We start from the raw sequence: 17,439 nt of genomic DNA on the forward strand, positions 1-17,439 counted from the left end.
GCGAAAAGCCCCGCGGCTGTCACGGCCGCGGGGCTTTTTTGCATGGATGGGGCCGTGCACCGGCCCGTCGGAAATGCCCGGCGCTCAGTGAAGCGGCGCCGCCGCGATGCGCAGCAGGCCCTTCTTGTAGGCGTCGGACGCGACCTGGTAGTAGGCGATGGCCTCGTCGCGCAGGCGGTGGCCCAGCGCGTCGTCGGCCAACTCGCGGCCGGTGTCGGCATCGACCACGCGTGAGCGCCCACCGGGCTTGAGCTCCACCACGCGGCCCTGCTCGTAGTAGCCCACGGTCTGGTAGTTGGCCAGCAGCGCGCGCTGGTGCGTGCGCCCCTCGCGCAGGATGTCCTGGCCGAAAAAGCGGCTGTGGTAGCTGAAGTTCAGCAGCCCCAGCAGCGTGGGCGCGACGTCGATCTGCGAGGCGATGCTCTCCACGCGGCCCGGCGCAACGTGCTTGGGCGCATAGATCACCATGGGGATGTGGTAGTTCTCCGGCGGCAGCTCCTGGCGCCCGCGGCCGTTGTGGGTGTGGTCCGCCACGATCACGAACACCGTGTCATCGAACCAGGGCTTCTTCTTCGCCCGATCGATGAAGTCGCCGATGGCCCAGTCGGTGTACTTCACGCCGCCTTCGCGCCCGGTCTTGGACGGGATGTCGATGCGCCCCTCCGGGTACGTGAAGGGACGGTGGTTCGAGGTCGTCATCACGTGCGCGAAGAAGGGCTGCTTCGCCGCCGCGCGCTGGTCGAGCTCGCGCAGCGCGAGGGTGAAGAGGTCCTCGTCGGCCACGCCCCAGATGTTCTCGAAGTGGATGTCCGCGGCCTTGAGCGCGGTGCGGTCGACCACGGTGTAGCCGTTGCCGCCGAAGAAGGCGTTCATGTTGTCGAAGTAGCCGTAGCCGCCATAGATGTAGAGCGGCTCGTAGCCCTTGGTCTTGAACACCTCGCCCACGGTGAAGAGGTTGGCGTTGTCCGGCCGCTTGACGATGGAGTGGCCGGGCGTGGGCGGCACGCTCAGCGACAGTGCCTCCAGCCCGCGCACGGTGCGCGTGCCGGTGGCGTAGAGCCGCGTGAACAGCAGCCCTTCGCGGGCCAGGCGGTCGAGGTTGGGCGTGAGGCCTTCCTGGTTGCCGAAGCTGCCCAGGAAGCTGGCCGAGAGGCTTTCCACCGACACCAGCACCACGTTGAGGCGCTTCTCCGGCCCTTCGTGGACCACTTCCCGATCAAAGGGATGCGCCGCCTCCGGGCTGCCCAGCTCCAGCGCCAGCTCGGACGCCGCATCGCCCGCCGGCAGCATGCTGTAGAAGCGCGCGTAGTCGATCTCGTTGTGCCAGAAGGCATGCCAGAAGTCGAAGTAGCCGTTGCCTGCCAGCTCGTTGGCCTGCGCATCGGCGCTGAATTCCTTGTAGCGCTCGTCCAGGACGACGTAGGCCAGTGCCGGCGCAAGGGCCAGTACCAGCGCCGCGGCCAGGCGCTGGCGCCAGGAGGTGCCGCTGCCATCCCAGGCCCGCGACAGGCGGTTCAGTCGGCACACGAGCAACGCCCAGGCCGCCAGTGCGAGGAGCACCACGCCACCGAGCAGCAAAGGCAGGTTGTACGACTCTCGTATGTTTCCCAGAACCTCGTTGGTGTAGACGAGGTAGTCCACCGCGATGAAGTTGAAGCGCGAGGCGAACTCGTTCCAGAAGGTGAATTCCGCGGTACCGACGAACACCATCACGCCGCACAGCGGCAGCAGCAGCGCCAACAGCGCCCAGCGCAGCCCCGTGGCGCGACGCGCCGGCCAAGCCAGCAGCAACCAGCCCAGCAGTGGCAGGAAAAAGGTGGCAACGCCCAGGTCGAACAGCAGGCCGATGCCCAGGATGGGGAGCAGCCGCCAGGGCAGCAGCAAGGACCACTGGCCGTTGAAGAACAGCAACCCCAGTCGCACCAGCGCGTTGAAGAGGAGGAAAACCAGCAGCGGCGGAAGCAGCAATTGCAGGCGACGAGGAATTTGCCGGCACGCGCCGGCAACCTGGGAGGCAAACGACATGAGGGAACTTCGGGTCAGAGGGCTACGCGAGACACGACGCAAGAACGGCCATGAGCCTTGTTTCTAAAGGGCGCGACCCTAATGGCGAGGACTGAAGGCGGTATTAAGAGACACACTGCGCCAGCGACATTGACCTTGCCCAGGGTTGCGTGTGAACCGCTCCGGGACAATCGCGCCCCGATGAAGTCGCGCATGCTCTTTTCCGTGAACGCCACGCCGCGCAGCGCGTGGAGCCCCCAGGCGCTCGTGGTGTTGTGTGCACTGTGGTGCGCGGGCCCCGGCAACTGGCCGCTGTGGCGGCATCTGATGACCTTGCCCGAAGTCACGGGCTCACGTTTGCCGGTGTTGCTGCTGTCCATGGGGCTGGGCATTGCCGGCGTGACGGCGGCGCTGCTGGCACCGCTGGCCTGGCCTCGGCTGGTCAAGCCGCTGCTGAGCTTCGTGCTGCTGTGCACGGCCGCATCGGCGCATTTCATCGGCAGCTATGGCGTGGTGCTGGACCCCACCATGATGGTCAACGCGCTGCAGACGGATGGCCGCGAAGTTCGCGACCTGCTGGGCTTGCCGCTGCTGGGCAGCCTGGCCAGCCTGGCGCTGCTGCCCATGGCGTGGCTGTGGCTGCGCCCGCTGCACCGCCCGGGCGCCTGGCGCGGGCTGGCAAGCAATGTGGGGCTGATGCTGGGTGGGCTGGCACTGGCGGCAGGGTTGATCTATGCCACCTTTGCCGACCTCTCCTCACTCATGCGCAACCACACGGCCATGCGCTACATGATCAGCCCCATCAACGGCTGGTACTCATTGGCGCGGGCCACGACGCGCTCGAACCAGGCGCAGCCCAGCACGCCGCCGGCCCCGGTGGGCCGCGACGCCACCCTCGCCGCGCGCCATCCCGACGTGCCGCCGCTGCTGGTGCTGGTGGTGGGCGAGACGGCCCGGGCCGACCATTTCGCGCTCAATGGCTATGGCCGCCCGACCAACCCCGGGCTGTCGAAGCTCCCGGTGGTGAGCTTCAGCGACGTCACGTCCTGCGGCACCAGCACCGCCGCCTCGCTGCCGTGCATGTTCTCGCTGCTCGGACGCGATCGTTTCGAGGCGCAAAAGCAACCCCAGGAGAACCTGCTGGACGTGCTGCAGCACGCCGGACTGGCCGTGCTGTGGCTGGACAACCAGTCCGGTTGCAAGGGCCTGTGCGACCGCGTGCACCATGCGATGGCCAGCGACCCCGCGCCCGGCGCACCACCCATGCCGCCGGGCCTGTGCCAACCCAATGGCGAGTGCTTCGACATGGCGCTGCTGCACGGGCTGGACCAGCGCCTGGCGCAGTTGCCCGCGGAACAACGCGCACGCGGCGTGGTGCTGGTGCTGCACCAGATGGGCAGCCACGGCCCGGCTTACCACCTGCGCTCGCCGGCCAATCTCAAGCCGTTCCAGCCGGAGTGCACCAGCACGGCGCTGCAGCACTGCGACGCGCAGGCGCTGGTGAACGCCTACGACAACTCCATCGCCTACACCGACGAGTTGCTCACGTCGTTGGTGGGCTGGCTGCAGCACAAGGCGCCGGCCTGGTCGCCAGGACTGCTCTACGTGTCGGACCACGGCGAGTCGCTGGGCGAGAACAACCTGTACCTGCATGGCATGCCGTACAGCGTGGCGCCGAAGGCGCAGAAGCATGTGCCGCTGATCACTTGGTGGCCCACCGCGACCGCGAGGGCCACGGGCATGAACCTCGAGTGCCTGCGCGCGCGGCGCCAGCAGCCGCTGTCACACGACCACCTCGCGCACAGCGTGCTGGGCTGGCTGCAGGTGCGCACGGCGGCGTACCAGCCCGAGCAAGACCTCTTCGCCCCCTGCCGCAAGCCGCCCGAGCCGGGCTCGCCCTGAGCCCGGACACGCCCCGGCTCAGAACAGCTCGCCCTGAAGTGCCGGCGCCGTCGGCATTCCGTCCGCTGCAGCCGCCGCTGGCGCGGCCCGGCGCACCGGCGACGGCGCCGCTGCAGGGCGGCGGAACTGCGTCAGATCCAGCTCCAGCGGCTGGCGGTTGAGCCCCAGCCGGGCACAGGCCTTGTGCAGGCGCTGAGACAGCAGCTCGCCCCACACGCCCTGCCCGCGCATGCGGTGGCCGAAGCGCGCGTCGTTCTCGCACCCGCCGCGCAGCTCGCGCATGCGGGCCATCACATGCGCGGCGCGCTGCGGAAAGTGCTGCTGCAGCCATTGCTGGAACAGCGGATTCACCTCCCAGGGCAGGCGCAGCGCCACGCTGAAGGCGCGGCTGGCGCCGGCATCGCGGGCGGCTTCGAGGATGCGCTCCAGCTCCGGCTCGTTGATCAGCGGGATCAGCGGCGAGACGCTCACGCCCACCGGCACCCCGGCGCGCGCCAGCGTCTCGATGGTGCGCAGGCGCCGTGCCGGCGCCGCCGCGCGCGGTTCCATCAGCCGAGAGAGCTTCACGTCCAGCGTGGTGATGGAGACGTACACCGCCGCCAGCCTCTGCGCCGCCATGGGTGCGATGAGGTCCAGGTCGCGTTCGATGCCGGCGGACTTGGTGACGATGCTGAAGGCGTGGCGGTACTCGGACAGCACCTCGATGAGGCTGCGCGTGATGCGCAGCTGCCGCTCCGCGGGCTGGTAGGCGTCGGTGGCGGAGCCCAGGCTCAGCAGCGCCGGCTCGTAGCCAGGACTGGCGAAGGCCTCGCGCAGCTTCTGAGCGGCGTTGGTCTTGGCGACGATGCGTGTCTCGAAGTCCAGCCCGGGCGAGAGGTCCAGGTAGCTGTGCGTGGGCCGCGCGAAGCAGTAGATGCAGCCGTGCTCGCAGCCCCGGTAGGGGTTGATGGAAAGGTCAAAAGGGATGTCGGGCGAGTCGTTGCCCGACAGGATGCTTCGCGCGGGCTGCTCGATGATCTGCGTGCGTGGCGCCGCGCGCTCCTGCAGCGCCGCCTGGGCCAGCGTGCCCCAGCCGTCGTCACAGCCTTCGCGGGCAACGCCCTGGAAGCGGGACGCGATGTTGCTTGACGCTCCGCGGCCCTTGAAGGGCATGAACTGCAGCGGGGCGAGGTGCGCGGCGGTGGGAGGAGTGGCGGTACCCATACTGTATGTTTATACAGTAGTCGTACCGGCCTGCACAGGGCGCTTCGCGGGCCATGGTCTTTGCGCCATGGCCTTGAGGGGGTGCCTCAGTAATCGACGGCGCTGCCAGGAGCGAGGTTGTCGAACTTGGTCAGCGGCTTCAGGAAGGTCAGCTTCACGGTGCCCACGGGGCCGTTACGCTGCTTGCCGATGATGACCTCGGCCACGCCGGGCTCCTTGGACTCCTTGTTGTAGTACTCGTCGCGGTAGATGAACATGATCACGTCCGCGTCCTGCTCGATGGCGCCCGACTCCCGCAGGTCGCTCATCATCGGCCGCTTGTCCGGCCGCGTTTCCACCGAGCGGTTGAGCTGCGACAGCGCGATCACCGGGCAGTGCAGCTCCTTGGCCAGCGCCTTGAGGCCACGCGAGATCTCGCCGATGACGGTGGCGCGGTTCTCCTCCGAGCCGGCGGAGCCGCTCATGAGCTGCAGGTAGTCGATGACGATGAGCCCCAGGCGTCCGCACTGGCGCGCCTGGCGCCGGGCGCGCGCGCGCAGCTCGGCGGGGTTCAGGGCCGGCGTCTCGTCGATGAAGACGCTGGCCTTGCTCAGCCGGTCCACGGTCTCGGTGAGGCGGCTCCACTCGTCGTCACGCAGCGCGCCGGTGCGCAGGTGCTGCTGGTCGATGCGGCCGAGCGAGCCCACCATGCGCAGCGCCAGCTGCGCCGCGCCCATTTCCATGGAGAACACCACCACCGGCAGGCCCTCGTGCACCGCCACGTGCTCGGCGATGTTCAGCGCGAAGGCCGTCTTGCCCATGGAAGGCCGCGCAGCCAGGACGATCAGGTCGCCCGGCTGCAGGCCCGCCGTCATGCGGTCCATGTCGTAGAAGCCGGTGCGCACGCCGGTGACCTCCTCGGCGCCGTTCTCGGCCAGCTCGGTGACGCGGTCGATGAGCTGCATCACCAGGTGGTCCATGCCCTGGAAACCCTGCTTCTGGCGCGAGCCCTCCTCGCCGATCTTGAAGATCTTGCCCTCGGCCTCGTCCAGGATCTGCGACACGGCGCGACCCTGCGGGTTGAAGGCGTTGGTGGCGATCTCGTCGCTGGCCTCGATCAGCTTGCGCAGGATGGCGCGCTCGCGAACGATCTCGGCGTAGCGGCGCAGGTTGGCCGCGCTGGGCACGCTCTGCGCCAGGGCGTTGAGGTAGGCCAGCCCGCCGCACTCCTCGGCCTTGCCCAGGCTTTGCAGCTGCTCGAAGACGGTGATGACGTCGGCCGGCTTGCTGGCGCTGATGAGCCCGCCGATGGCGCCGTAGATCAGCCGGTGCTCGTAGCGGTAGAAGTCGCCCTCGGCGAGCGTGTCGCCGGCGCGGTCCCAGGCGCCGTTGTCCAGCAGCAGACCGCCGAGAACGCTCTGTTCGGCTTCGATGGAGTGAGGGGGCACGCGCAGGCGGGCGACCTCGTCGTCACGCGGCGCGGAACTGGCGTCACGGGGGGGGAATACTGCAGGCATCGAAGGATGATACGGCGCGGTCAGGACCGCTGGACAGACAGGGTCGGCGCCGTTGGAAGCGCGCCAACCCGCGAAAAACCGCTGCTGCGACAGGGACTTATCCGCTCCCGGGACGACAGGACAGCAGTCAGGCGGACAAACAAAAAGGGCCGGCAAGGCCGGCCCTTTGTGCTGCCGCAACGCGAACGCTGCGGCGGCTTTACGCGAGCAAGCCCGCGCTTATTCCGCTTCGGGAACGACCTTGATGGTCAGCTCCACCACCACGTCGGTGTGGGCCGCCACGGCCACCGGGAACTCGCCCACGGTCTTGAGCGGGCCGTTGGGCAGGCGCACCTGCGACTTGACGATGTCGAAGCCCTTGGCCTTGAGAGCCTCGGCGATGTCGGCGTTGGTCACCGAACCGAACAGGCGGCCGTCCACGCCGGCCTTCTGCGCGATCTGGACGGTCAGGCCGTCCAGCTGGCCACCCAGCGTCTGGGCGGCGGACAGCTTTTCAGCAGCGGCCTTTTCCAGTTCGACGCGGCGGGTTTCGAATTCCTTGAGCGCGGCCTCGGTGGCGCGGCGCGCCTGCTTGGTCGGGATCAGGAAGTTGCGGGCGTAGCCGTCCTTGACCTTGACGACGTCACCCAGGTTGCCCAGGTTGGCGACCTTTTCGAGCAGGATCACTTGCATGGTGCTGCTTCCCTATCAGAGCTTGTGCTGGTCGCTGTACGGCAGCATCGCCAGGAAGCGCGCGCGCTTGATGGCGTTGGTGAGCTGACGCTGGTAGAACGCGCGCGTGCCGGTCAGGCGGGCGGGCGTGATCTTGCCGTTCTCGCCGACGAAATCGCGCAGCGTGTCGATGTCCTTGTAGTCGATCTGCTCGACGCCAGCGACGGTGAAGCGGCAGAAGCGCTTGCGGCGGAACAGCAGCGACTGCTGGTTGCGCTTGGGCTTGCGGTCCTTCGAGAAGCGACCTTTTCCACGAGGCGGGGCCATGTTTGACTCCTTGAATCCAGATACTTGATTGCGAACAGTGCGGCGGGAACGACCGTTTCAGTCGAGCGCCGTGACATGGAAGAGCAGGCCGCGTCCGCTGCGTCCGGCGCTCAGGAAACCGGCGAATTCGCCGCTGTTTCCCAGCTCCAGCGCACCGACGCGCCGCGTGACCTCGCCGATCGCCACGGCCCGGATCTCCAGCGAGACCCGGCGCGGCAGGCCGTCCTCCAGGACTTGCGACTCGTGCTTGAGTCCCAGGTCGAAGGCCGGCACTCCGGCGGGGGTGTAGCGCAGGGCGCCGCGTTCGACGAGCTGGGCACTGAGCACCAGCCGGTTGACGCCGGCAACGACCTGCGCGAGCGGCGCTGACGCGCCCGCGCTCATCAGGCGGCGCTTTCCTGCGCGGCCTTGCGGGCTTCTTCCTTCTCGACGGCCTTCATCATCACCGACGGGGTCGTCTCGGCCTTGTCCTTGGCCACGGTCAGGTGGCGCAGCACGGCGTCGTTGAAGCGGAAGCCGGTTTCCAGCTCGGTCAGCGTTTCCTTGCTGCACTCGATGTTCAGGCACAGGTAGTGCGCCTTGGCCAGCTTCTGGATCAGGTAGGCCAGTTGACGGCGGCCCCAGTCCTCGACGCGGTGCACCTTGCCACCAGCGTTGGTGACCAGGTTCTTGTAGCGCTCCAGCATGGCCGGAACCTGTTCGCTCTGATCCGGGTGGATCAGCAGCACGATTTCGTAATGACGCATGAATGCTCCTTGTGGATTCCAAAAAGCGGAAGCCGCCCCTCTGCGCCAAACAGGAGGGACGGCAAGGCAAGCCCGCGATTATAGCAAGTTGCGCCGAACGACGCTCCTGATTCGTGGGCTCAAGGCTTGAGGCCCGTGAAAAAGCCCGAGCACGCTCGGGCTTTTGAAGGGCTTGGCGACCGTGCACGGGCACGGTCACCGCTCGCAGCTCAGCGCTTGGCCAGGCGCTGCCAGGTCTCGACCACGGAGTCGGGGTTGAGCGAGATCGACACGATGCCTTCCGAGGCCAGCCAGTCGGCGAAGTCGGCGTGGTCGCTGGGGCCCTGGCCGCAGATGCCCACGTACTTGCCGGTGGCGCGGCAGGCGGCGATGGCACGCGAGATCAGCGCCTTCACGGCCGGATCGCGCTCGTCGAAGTCGTTGGCCAGCAGCTCCAGGCCGGAGTCGCGGTCCAGGCCCAGCGTGAGCTGCGTCAGGTCGTTGGAGCCGATGGACATGCCGTCGAAGTGCTCCAGGAACTGCTCGGCCAGGATGGCGTTGCTGGGCACCTCGCACATCATGATGAGCTTCAGGCCGTCCTGGCCGCGCTTGAGACCACGCGCGGCGAGCATCTCGCCCACGCGCTGCGCCTGGGACACGGTGCGCACGAAGGGCACCATGATCTCGACGTTGGTCAGGCCCATGTCGTTGCGCACGCGCTTGAGCGCCTCGCACTCCATGCCGAAGGCGTCGCTGAAGTCGCCGCTGATGTAGCGCGAGGCGCCACGGAAGCCCAGCATCGGGTTCTCTTCATCGGGCTCGTAGCGCGTGCCGCCGATGAGCTTGCGGTACTCGTTGGACTTGAAGTCCGACAGGCGCACGATCACGGGCTTGGGCCAGAAGGCCGCCGCGATGGTGGCCACGCCTTCGGCAAGCTTGTCCACGTAGAACGCGCGCGGCGAGGCATGGCCGCGGGCCACCGACTCCACCGCCTTCTTCAGGTCATCGTCGATGTTGGGATAGTCGAGGATGGCCTTGGGGTGAACGCCGATGTTGTTGTTGATGATGAACTCCAGCCGCGCCAGGCCCACGCCCGCGTTGGGCATCTGGGCGAAGTCGAAGGCGAGCTGCGGGTTGCCCACGTTCATCATGATCTTGATGGGGCAGTACGGCATCTCGCCGCGCTGCACCTCGCTGACCTCGGTCTCCAGCAGGCCGTCGTAGATGAAGCCCGTGTCGCCCTCGGCGCAGGAGACGGTCACCAGGGCGCCGTCGGCCAGCGTCTCGGTGGCGTCGCCGCAACCCACCACGGCCGGGATGCCCAGCTCGCGCGCGATGATGGCCGCGTGGCAGGTACGGCCGCCGCGGTTGGTCACGATGGCCGAGGCACGCTTCATCACCGGCTCCCAGTTGGGGTCGGTCATGTCGGCCACCAGCACGTCGCCGGGCTGCACGCGCTCCATCTCGGCGATGCTGCGCACCAGGCGCACGGGGCCGGTGCCGATCTTCTGGCCGATGGCGCGGCCTTCGGCCAGCACGGTGCCCTTGCCCTTGAGCTTGTAGCGGTGCTCGACCTTGCCCTCGGCCTGGCTCTTCACCGTCTCGGGACGGGCCTGCAGGATGTAGAGCTGGCCGTCCTGGCCGTCCTTCCCCCACTCGATGTCCATCGGGCGGCCGTAGTGCTGCTCGATGATCAGCGCGAACTTGGCCAGCTCGATCACGTCCGCATCGTTCAGCGCGTAGCGGTTGCGCTGCTCGGGCGGCGTGTCCACCGTGCGCACCAGGCGGCCGGTGGCGGCCTTTTCCTCGGGGCTGGCGAACTCCATGCGGATGAGCTTGGAGCCGAGGTTGCGGCGGATGACGGAGAACTTGCCCGCCTGCAGCGCCGGCTTGTGCACGTAGAACTCGTCAGGGTTGACGGCGCCCTGCACCACCGTCTCGCCCAGACCGTAGCTGGCGGTGATGAACACCACGTCCTTGAAGCCGCTCTCGGTGTCGATGGTGAACATCACGCCGGCAGCGCCCAGGTCCGAGCGCACCATGCGCTGCACGCCCGCGGACAGCGCCACGTCGCTGTGCGCGAAGCCCTTGTGCACGCGGTAGCTGATGGCGCGGTCGTTGTAGAGGGAAGCAAAGACCTCCTTCATCTTGTGCAGCACGTCCTCGATGCCGCTGACGTTCAGGAAGGTCTCCTGCTGGCCGGCGAAGGAGGCATCGGGCAGGTCCTCCGCCGTGGCGGAGGAGCGCACGGCGAAGCTGGCACCCGGATGGTCCGCGGTCAGCCGCGCGAAGTCCTCGCGCACCGCGGCCTCGAAGGCCGGCGGGAACGGCGCGTCCGTGACCCAGCCGCGAATCTCGGCGCCCGCCTCGGTGAGGGCACGCACGTCGTCCACGTCCAGCGCCGACAGGCGCGCGTTGATCTTCTCGGTGAGGTTGTTGAACTTGAGGAACTCGCGGAACGCGTGTGCCGTGGTGGCGAAGCCGCCGGGCACGCGCACGCCGGAGGCGGCGAGCTGGCTGATCATTTCGCCCAGCGAGGCGTTCTTGCCGCCGACCGACTCGACGTCGGTCATGCGCAGCTGCTCGAAAGGCAGGACCAGGGCGGTCGCAGCTTGGGGGTTGGACATGGAAAAGCTCCTGATGGTGGAAAAACTGGAGCCCTGCGCAGCCGCCGACACGAGACCGTGCCCGATGTGAATTTGTTCTTGATGTTCTTGGTTCTGGGATGCCCGGGCAGTCATGCCGTCGGGGCCGCAAGGCGAATTGGGCGTGATTCTACGCAGGCGGCACCTATGATCGTCACAACACTCGTTCTTGCCGTACGTCATGCCCAACCGCACCGTGTTCTTTGTCTCCGATGGCACCGGCATCACCGCCGAGACCTTCGGCAACTCGATCCTGGCCCAGTTCCCGGCCAAGCACCGGCACGTGCGGCGGCCCTTCATCGACTGCGTCGAGAAGGCACAGCAGGTGGCCGACGAGATCGCGGCCACCGCGCAGCGCGAGGGCAAGCGCCCCATCGTCTTCATCACGCTGGTCAACGAGGACGTGCGCCGCATCGTCAAGGAGTCCACGCAAGGACTGGTGCTGGACATGTTCAACACCTTCGTCGAACCGCTGGAAGCGGAGTTCGGCGTGAAGTCCAACCACCGCGTCGGCCGCTTCTCGGACGTGGCCAAGAGCGAGGAGTACAACGACCGCATCGAGGCCATCAACTTCTCGCTGGCGCACGACGACGGGCAATCCGCGCGCAACCTGGAAAGCGCCGACGTGATCCTGGTGGGCGTGAGCCGCAGCGGCAAGACGCCCACCTCGCTCTACCTGGCCATGCAGCACGGCATCAAGGCCGCCAACTACCCGCTCATCCCCGAGGACTTCGAGCGCGGCCAGCTGCCCTCCTCGCTCGCGCCGCACAAGCGCAAATGCTTTGGACTGAGCATCGACCCGGAACGGCTCTGCCAAATCCGCAATGAACGCCGCCCGGACAGCAAGTACGCCGCGCTGGAAAACTGCCGCTGGGAAGTTCGCCAAGCCGAGGCCATGATGCGCCGCGAAGGCATCGGCTGGCTCAGCTCCACGCACAAGTCCATCGAGGAGATCGCCACCACCATCCTGCGCGACATCCGCCCGGACCGGCTGATCTACTGAGCGCAGGAGCGCCCCGGCGCCTGGCACCGGGGCTTCAAGGCGGTGGGGCTGCGCGCCGGTTTTTCAGGGCGCCGTCACCCGCCGCCGCGCCGATTCGTGCAGGCAGATCGCCGCCGCGGCGGCGACGTTGAGCGACTCCTCGCCCCCGGGCTGCGCAATGCGCACCGTGAGCCCGCAGCGCTGCAGCAGTTCCTCGCGCACGCCCTGCCCTTCGTGGCCCATCACCCAGGCGCAGGGCCAGGGCAGCGCCGCCTCGTGCACCGCCAGCGCCGCGTGCGAGCTGGTGGCCACCAGCGGCAGCCCCAGCGCCTGCAGCGCCTCGATCTCCACGCCCTCGACCAGCCGCAGGTTGAAATGCGCGCCCATGCCCGCGCGCACCACCTTGGGCGACCACAGCGCCGCGCTGCCCTTGAGCGCGATCACCTGCGCGAAGCCCAGCGCCGAGGCGCTGCGCAGGATGCTGCCGAGATTGCCGGCGTCCTGCACCCGGTCCAGCACCACGGCCGCCTGTCCCGCGGCGACCTCGTTCTGTACCGGCGGCACCCATGTGAAACCGATGCGTGCGGGCGACTCCAGCGCGCTGACGCCGGCGAACAGTGCATCCGGCAGGACCACCGCCTTGGGCGCCGCGGCGGCAAGCTCGCGCAGCGCCGGCTGCAGCCAGCCGGATTCGCTCACCACCGCCTGCGCCGGCTGCTGGCCGCGCGCCAGCAGCGCCCGGCACAGGTGGTCGCCCTCCAGCCACACCAGGCCCAGCTTGCGGTAGGCCGCCGGGTCCTGCGTCAGCTTGCGCAGCTTCACCAGCAGCGGGTTGTCGCGCGAGGTGACGTGCAGCGGCTCGCTCATGCCGGCGCTCCGGTGCGGGCCAGCAGCGCCTCGCGCACAGGCCTGAAACTGCGCCGGTGCGCCTCGCTGGCGCCATGCTCGCGCAGCGCCGCCAGGTGCGCGGGCGTCGGATAGCCCTTGTGCACGTCGAAGCCGTAGTGTGGATACGTGGCATGCAGTTGCTGGCACAACTGGTCGCGGTGCACCTTGGCCAGGATGGAAGCGGCCGAGATGGCGGGCACCAGCGCGTCGCCGCGCACGATGGCCTCGGCCGGAATGCGCAGCGGCGGCAGCCGGTTGCCGTCCACCAGCGCCTTGGCCGGCTTCAGGCGCAGGCCCTCCACGGCGCGCTTCATCGCCAGCATGGTGGCGTGCAGGATGTTGAGCCGGTCGATCTCCTCCACGCTGGCCTCGGCGATGCAGAAGCTCAGCGCGCGGGCGCGCACCTGGTCGAACAGCAGCTCGCGCCGGCGCGCGGTCAGCGCCTTCGAGTCGGCCAGGCCCTCGATCGGGTCGTCGTCGTCCAGGATCACGGCCGCCGCCACCACCGGGCCGGCCAGCGGGCCGCGCCCGGCCTCGTCCACGCCGGCCATGAGCCCGGGCACGTCGAAGCACAGAGCCATCTGCTCAGGCTCCATCCAACAGTCGTGCGATTGCATCGGTGGCGGTGCGGGCCGTGTCGCGCCGCAGCAGGTGATGTAGGTCCATGAATCGTTGTTCCAGCGCGGCCGCGCGCTGCGGGGCATCGAGCCACTGCAGCACCGCGTCGGCCAGCGCGCGGGGCGTGGCATCGTGCTGCAGCAGCTCGGGCACCACGAAGTCGCGGCACAGGATATTGGGCAGCCCGACCCAGGGCTGGTAGCGCATGCGCTTCATGATGTGCCAGCTCAGCGCCGCCATGCGGTAGGCGATGACCATAGGCCGCTTGAACAGCGCCGCCTCCAGCGTGGCGGTGCCGCTGGCGATGAGCGTGGCGTCGCAGGCGGCCAGCGCCTCGTGCGAGCGGCCGTCGAGCAGCACCAGCGGCAGCCCCGCGCCATGCGCGGCGATCTGGTCGTCGACCAGGCCGCGCAGGCCCGGCGCCACCGGCAGCACGAAGCGCAGCTGCGGCCGCGCCGCGTGCAGCAGCCGCACCGCGCCCAGGAAGGTCGGCAGCAGGTTCGTGATCTCGCCGCGGCGGCTGCCCGGCAGCACGGCCAGCACGGACTCGTCGTCGCGCAGGCCCAGCGCCGCGCGCGCCGCGGCGCGCGGCACCTGCAGCGGGATCGCGTCGGCCAGCGGGTGGCCGACATAAGTGGCCTGGATGCCGTGGCCGCGCAGCAGCTCGGGCTCGAAGGGGAAGAGGCACAGCACGTGGTCGGTGCTGCGTGCCAGGCGCTTGGCCCGGCCGCCGCGCCAGGCCCAGATCGACGGGCAGACGAAGTGCACGGTGCGCAGGCCCGCCGCCTTCAGCCGCGCTTCCAGGCCGAGGTTGAAGTCGGGCGCATCAACGCCGATGAACAGGTCCGGCTTCTCCTGCAGCAGCCGCTCGGCCAGCGCGTCGCGGATGCCGGAAATCTCGCGGTAGTGGCGCAGTGCCTCGGCATAGCCGTGCACGGCCAGCTTCTCGCTCGGCCACCAGGCCGTGAAGCCCTGCGCGGCCAGCTTCGGGCCGCCGATGCCAGTGGACGACAGCCCCGGCCAGCGCGCCTTCAGGCCGCCCAGGAGCAACGAAGCCAGGAGGTCACCGGACGCTTCGCCGGCGACCATCGAGAAGCGAGGATCGCCTGCGATGGGTGCCATGGCGGTCAGCGCACGATGCCGCGCTTGGCGCGCTCCAGGAATTCGAGCATCAGCGCCAGGTCGGCATCGCCGTCGGCGTCCGTGCCGCCGCGCAGCGCCTCGATCTGCGCCCTGGCGTTCTCCAGCGTGAGCCCCTCGCGGTAGAGCAGCTTGTGCATCTGCTTGACCTGCGCGATGCGGACCCGGCTGAAGCCGCGCCGGCGCAGCCCTTCGACGTTGAAGCCGCGCGCCTGCGCGGGGTTGCCGTCGATCATCATGAACGGCGGCACGTCCTGCGACAGCGCCGTGGCGAAGCCGACCATCGCGTGCGCACCGATCTGCACGAACTGGTGCACGCCGGTGAGGCCACCCACGATCACCCAGTCGCCCACGTGCACGTGGCCGGCGAGCGTCGCGTTGTTGGCCAGGATCGTCTTGTGGCCCAGCTGCACGTCGTGCGCGATATGCACGTAGGCCATGATCCAGTTGTCGTCGCCCACGCGCGTGACGCCGGCGTCCTGCGCCGTGCCGCGGTTGAAGGTGCAGAACTCGCGGATGGTGTTGCGGTCGCCGATGTGCAGCTCGGTGGGCTCGCCGGCGTACTTCTTGTCCTGCGGCGCCGCACCCAGCGAGCTGAACTGGAAGATCTGGTTGTCGCGGCCGATGCGGGTGCGGCCCTCGATCACGCAGTGCGGCCCGATGCGGGTGCCCGCACCGACCACGACCTCGGGGCCGATGACCGTGTAGGCGCCGACACTGACGTCCTCGGCCAGCTCGGCCGCCGGGTCCACGAGCGCGGTGGAATGGATCAGGGCCATGCGGGCGTCGTCAGGCGATCTTGCGGATGGTGCACATGAGCTGCGCCTCGGCGGCCAGCTCTCCGTCCACCAGCGCGCGTGCGCTGAACTTGGCGATGCCGGCCTTCATGCGCTCCAGCTTCACGTCCAGGTGCAGCTGGTCGCCCGGCTCCACCGGGCGCTTGAAGCGCGCGCCGTCGATGCCGACGAAGTAGTACACCGTGTTCTCGTCGGGCTCGGTTTTGTCGGTGGTGAAGGCCAGCAGGGCCGAGGCCTGCGCCAGCGCTTCGAGGATCAGCACGCCCGGCATCACCGGCCGGTGCGGGAAATGGCCGACGAAATAGGGCTCGTTGATGGTGACGTTCTTGAGCGCCACGATGCGCTCGCCCTCTTGCACCTCCAGCACCCGGTCCACGAGCAGGATCGGGTAGCGGTGGGGCAACTTCTTGAGAATCTGGTGGATGTCCATCATGTGATCTTTTTTTCGAGTGCCCTCAGGCGCTCGCGCAACGCATGCAGCTGGCGCAGCGTGGCTGCGTTCTTTTCCCAGCTCGCATTGTCGTCGAAGGGGAAGGAGCCGCTGTAGTGGCCGGGCTGGCGTATCGAGCGGCTCACGAACGTGCAGGCCGAGACATGCACGTGGTCCACGATCTCGATGTGGCCAATGATGTTGGCCGAACCGCCGATGGTGCAGTGCCGCCCGATGCGCGTGCTGCCTGCAATGCCTGCACAGCCCGCGATGGCAGTGTGCGCACCGATGTGCACGTTGTGGGCGACCTGGATCAGGTTGTCGAGCTTCACGCCCTCTTCGATGACGGTATCGCCCAGGGCGCCGCGGTCGATGCAGGTGTTGGCGCCGATGTCCACGTCGTCGCCAATGCGCACGGCGCCAAGCTGCTCGATCTTTTCCCAGCGACCCTGGTTCGGCGCAAAGCCGAAGCCGTCGGCCCCGATGACTGCGCCGCTGTGCACGATGCAGCGCTGCCCCAGCGTGCAGCGCTCGCCCAGCACCACGCGTGCGGCCAGGCGCGAATGCGCGCCCACGCGCGCGCCGCGGCCCACGCAGCTCTGCGGGCCCACCACGGCACCGGCCTCCACCACCGCACCGGCACCGACGAAGGCCAGGGCCTCGACGCGGGCCGTGGGGTCGATCTGGGCACCCTCCTCCACCACTGCGGACGGATGCACCCCGGCGGGCAGCTGCGGACGCGCGTGGGCGGCCCACCACTGCGTCAGCCGCGCGAAGTAGAGGTACGGATCGGGCGTGACCAGCGCGGCGCCGCGCGCGACGGCCTCGTCACGCAGCGTGGGCGCCACGATCACGCAGCCGGCCTGCGTGCTGCCGAGCTGGCTGCGGTAGCGCGGGTTGGCGAGGAAGCTGATGTCCGAGGGGCCGGCAGACTCCAGCGGCGCGATGGCGGCGATGCGCACCGATGCGTCGCCCACCAGCTCGCCGCCAAGGGCGGCCACGATGTCCGAAAGCGTGACGCTCATCGTTGCAGGCTCACTCATGGGAACAAAGGCTGCGGCCGCCCGTGGGCGGCCGCGAGGCAGCGAATGCGGCACGCCCGCCAGGGCGGCCGCGACGGCATCACTTGCCGGCGTTGAGCGCGTCGATCACCTTCTTGGTGATGTCCACGCGCGGACCGGCAAACACGACCTCCTGCAGGATCAGGTCGTACTTCTCCTGGTCGAAGATCTGCTTGATCACCTTGTTGGCGCGCTCGACCACCGAAGCCAGCTCCTCGTTCTTGCGCTGGTTGAGGTCTTCCTGGAACTCGCGACGGCGACGCTGGAAGTCGCGGTCCTGCTCGACCAGGTCGCGCTGGCGGCGCGTGCGCTCGGCCTCGGCCAGCGTCGGCGCATCCTTCTCCAGCTTGTCCGAGGCGGCCTTCAGGCGTGCCGCCATGTCGGCGAGATCCTTCTCGCGCTTGCCGAACTCCGCTTCCAGCTTGCTTTGTGCGGCCTTGGCCGGCGTGGCTTCGCGCAGCACGCGCTCGCTGTTGACGTAGCCGATCTTCAGTTCCTGGGCCTGCGCGCCAGCACCGGCAGCCGCCAGCGCCGCGGCGAAGACCAGCGACTTCCATCCACCCATGTTCA

Annotated in this window: 17 protein-coding genes; 2 read left to right on the forward strand and 15 right to left on the reverse strand. The window is 68.7% G+C overall.

The features are described from left to right. Positions 1 to 84: 84 nt before the first annotated feature. Complete coding sequence (locus H537_RS0119455) at positions 85 to 2,025, reverse strand: LTA synthase family protein (protein WP_051243001.1); 1,941 nt, start codon at positions 2,023 to 2,025, stop codon at positions 85 to 87. A gap of 192 nt (positions 2,026 to 2,217) precedes the next feature. On the opposite strand from H537_RS0119455, the gene H537_RS0119460 reads away from it, so the two are divergent. After that, positions 2,218 to 3,906 carry a phosphoethanolamine transferase gene (locus tag H537_RS0119460; protein WP_169517055.1) on the forward strand — a complete coding sequence of 563 codons (1,689 nt, stop codon included), beginning with the start codon at positions 2,218 to 2,220 and terminating at the stop codon, positions 3,904 to 3,906. 18 nt (positions 3,907 to 3,924) lie between these two features. On the opposite strand, the gene H537_RS44300 is transcribed toward H537_RS0119460, so the two are convergent. From H537_RS44300 to ppsA, 7 genes are all read right to left on the reverse strand, one after another. Continuing rightward, complete coding sequence (locus H537_RS44300; RefSeq protein ID WP_238446738.1) at positions 3,925 to 5,109, reverse strand: PA0069 family radical SAM protein; 1,185 nt, start codon at positions 5,107 to 5,109, stop codon at positions 3,925 to 3,927. Between the two features lie 86 nt (positions 5,110 to 5,195). Then, positions 5,196 to 6,605, reverse strand: coding sequence for a replicative DNA helicase (gene dnaB / locus H537_RS0119470; RefSeq protein ID WP_028999158.1), 1,410 nt, complete (start codon positions 6,603 to 6,605; stop codon positions 5,196 to 5,198). A gap of 219 nt (positions 6,606 to 6,824) precedes the next feature. Beyond that, on the reverse strand, positions 6,825 to 7,277 hold the full coding sequence (gene rplI / locus H537_RS0119475) for a 50S ribosomal protein L9 (RefSeq protein ID WP_028999159.1): 453 nt from the start codon (positions 7,275 to 7,277) through the stop codon (positions 6,825 to 6,827). Between the two features lie 15 nt (positions 7,278 to 7,292). Then, positions 7,293 to 7,583 carry a 30S ribosomal protein S18 gene (rpsR, locus tag H537_RS0119480; protein ID WP_028999160.1) on the reverse strand — a complete coding sequence of 97 codons (291 nt, stop codon included), beginning with the start codon at positions 7,581 to 7,583 and terminating at the stop codon, positions 7,293 to 7,295. A gap of 57 nt (positions 7,584 to 7,640) precedes the next feature. Beyond that, positions 7,641 to 7,967 carry a primosomal replication protein N gene (gene priB, locus H537_RS0119485; RefSeq protein WP_051243002.1) on the reverse strand — a complete coding sequence of 109 codons (327 nt, stop codon included), beginning with the start codon at positions 7,965 to 7,967 and terminating at the stop codon, positions 7,641 to 7,643. After that, a complete protein-coding gene (rpsF, locus tag H537_RS0119490) occupies positions 7,967 to 8,329 on the reverse strand; it encodes a 30S ribosomal protein S6 (protein ID WP_028999162.1) in 363 nt (120 codons plus the stop codon). The genes priB and rpsF overlap by 1 nt, the downstream gene beginning before the upstream one ends. A 209-nt stretch (positions 8,330 to 8,538) precedes the next feature. Then, entirely contained in the window at positions 8,539 to 10,935 is a 2,397-nt protein-coding gene (gene ppsA, locus H537_RS0119495) for a phosphoenolpyruvate synthase (RefSeq protein WP_028999163.1), read from the reverse strand. Positions 10,936 to 11,134: 199 nt separating this feature from the next. On the opposite strand from ppsA, the gene ppsR reads away from it, so the two are divergent. Continuing rightward, complete coding sequence (gene ppsR, locus H537_RS0119500) at positions 11,135 to 11,956, forward strand: posphoenolpyruvate synthetase regulatory kinase/phosphorylase PpsR (protein ID WP_028999164.1); 822 nt, start codon at positions 11,135 to 11,137, stop codon at positions 11,954 to 11,956. A gap of 63 nt (positions 11,957 to 12,019) precedes the next feature. Here the strand turns inward: ppsR and H537_RS0119505 are convergent, their stop codons facing one another. From H537_RS0119505 to H537_RS0119535, 7 genes are all read right to left on the reverse strand, one after another. Next, on the reverse strand, positions 12,020 to 12,802 hold the full coding sequence (locus H537_RS0119505) for a TrmH family RNA methyltransferase (RefSeq protein WP_028999165.1): 783 nt from the start codon (positions 12,800 to 12,802) through the stop codon (positions 12,020 to 12,022). Beyond that, entirely contained in the window at positions 12,799 to 13,440 is a 642-nt protein-coding gene (gene rnhB / locus H537_RS0119510) for a ribonuclease HII (RefSeq protein ID WP_028999166.1), read from the reverse strand. Before rnhB ends, H537_RS0119505 begins: the two co-directional genes overlap by 4 nt. After that, positions 13,409 to 14,563 carry a lipid-A-disaccharide synthase gene (gene lpxB / locus H537_RS0119515; protein ID WP_043459307.1) on the reverse strand — a complete coding sequence of 385 codons (1,155 nt, stop codon included), beginning with the start codon at positions 14,561 to 14,563 and terminating at the stop codon, positions 13,409 to 13,411. Before lpxB ends, rnhB begins: the two co-directional genes overlap by 32 nt. A gap of 5 nt (positions 14,564 to 14,568) precedes the next feature. After that, positions 14,569 to 15,360 (reverse strand): acyl-ACP--UDP-N-acetylglucosamine O-acyltransferase, encoded by a 792-nt coding sequence (gene lpxA, locus H537_RS0119520; RefSeq protein ID WP_028999168.1) that lies wholly within the window; start codon positions 15,358 to 15,360, stop codon positions 14,569 to 14,571. A 10-nt stretch (positions 15,361 to 15,370) separates the two neighbouring features. After that, the gene (gene fabZ, locus H537_RS0119525) at positions 15,371 to 15,811 is read right to left on the reverse strand and encodes a 3-hydroxyacyl-ACP dehydratase FabZ (protein WP_028999169.1); all 441 of its coding nucleotides are present in this window, start codon (positions 15,809 to 15,811) and stop codon (positions 15,371 to 15,373) included. Next, the gene (gene lpxD / locus H537_RS0119530) at positions 15,808 to 16,833 is read right to left on the reverse strand and encodes a UDP-3-O-(3-hydroxymyristoyl)glucosamine N-acyltransferase (protein WP_028999170.1); all 1,026 of its coding nucleotides are present in this window, start codon (positions 16,831 to 16,833) and stop codon (positions 15,808 to 15,810) included. Before lpxD ends, fabZ begins: the two co-directional genes overlap by 4 nt. 97 nt (positions 16,834 to 16,930) lie before the next feature. After that, a complete protein-coding gene (locus H537_RS0119535) occupies positions 16,931 to 17,434 on the reverse strand; it encodes an OmpH/Skp family outer membrane protein (RefSeq protein WP_064736013.1) in 504 nt (167 codons plus the stop codon). Between the last annotated feature and the right edge of the window lie 5 nt (positions 17,435 to 17,439).

The sequence above is a fragment of the Azohydromonas australica DSM 1124 genome, from assembly GCF_000430725.1.
GTDB classification, from domain to species: domain Bacteria; phylum Pseudomonadota; class Gammaproteobacteria; order Burkholderiales; family Burkholderiaceae_C; genus Azohydromonas; species Azohydromonas australica.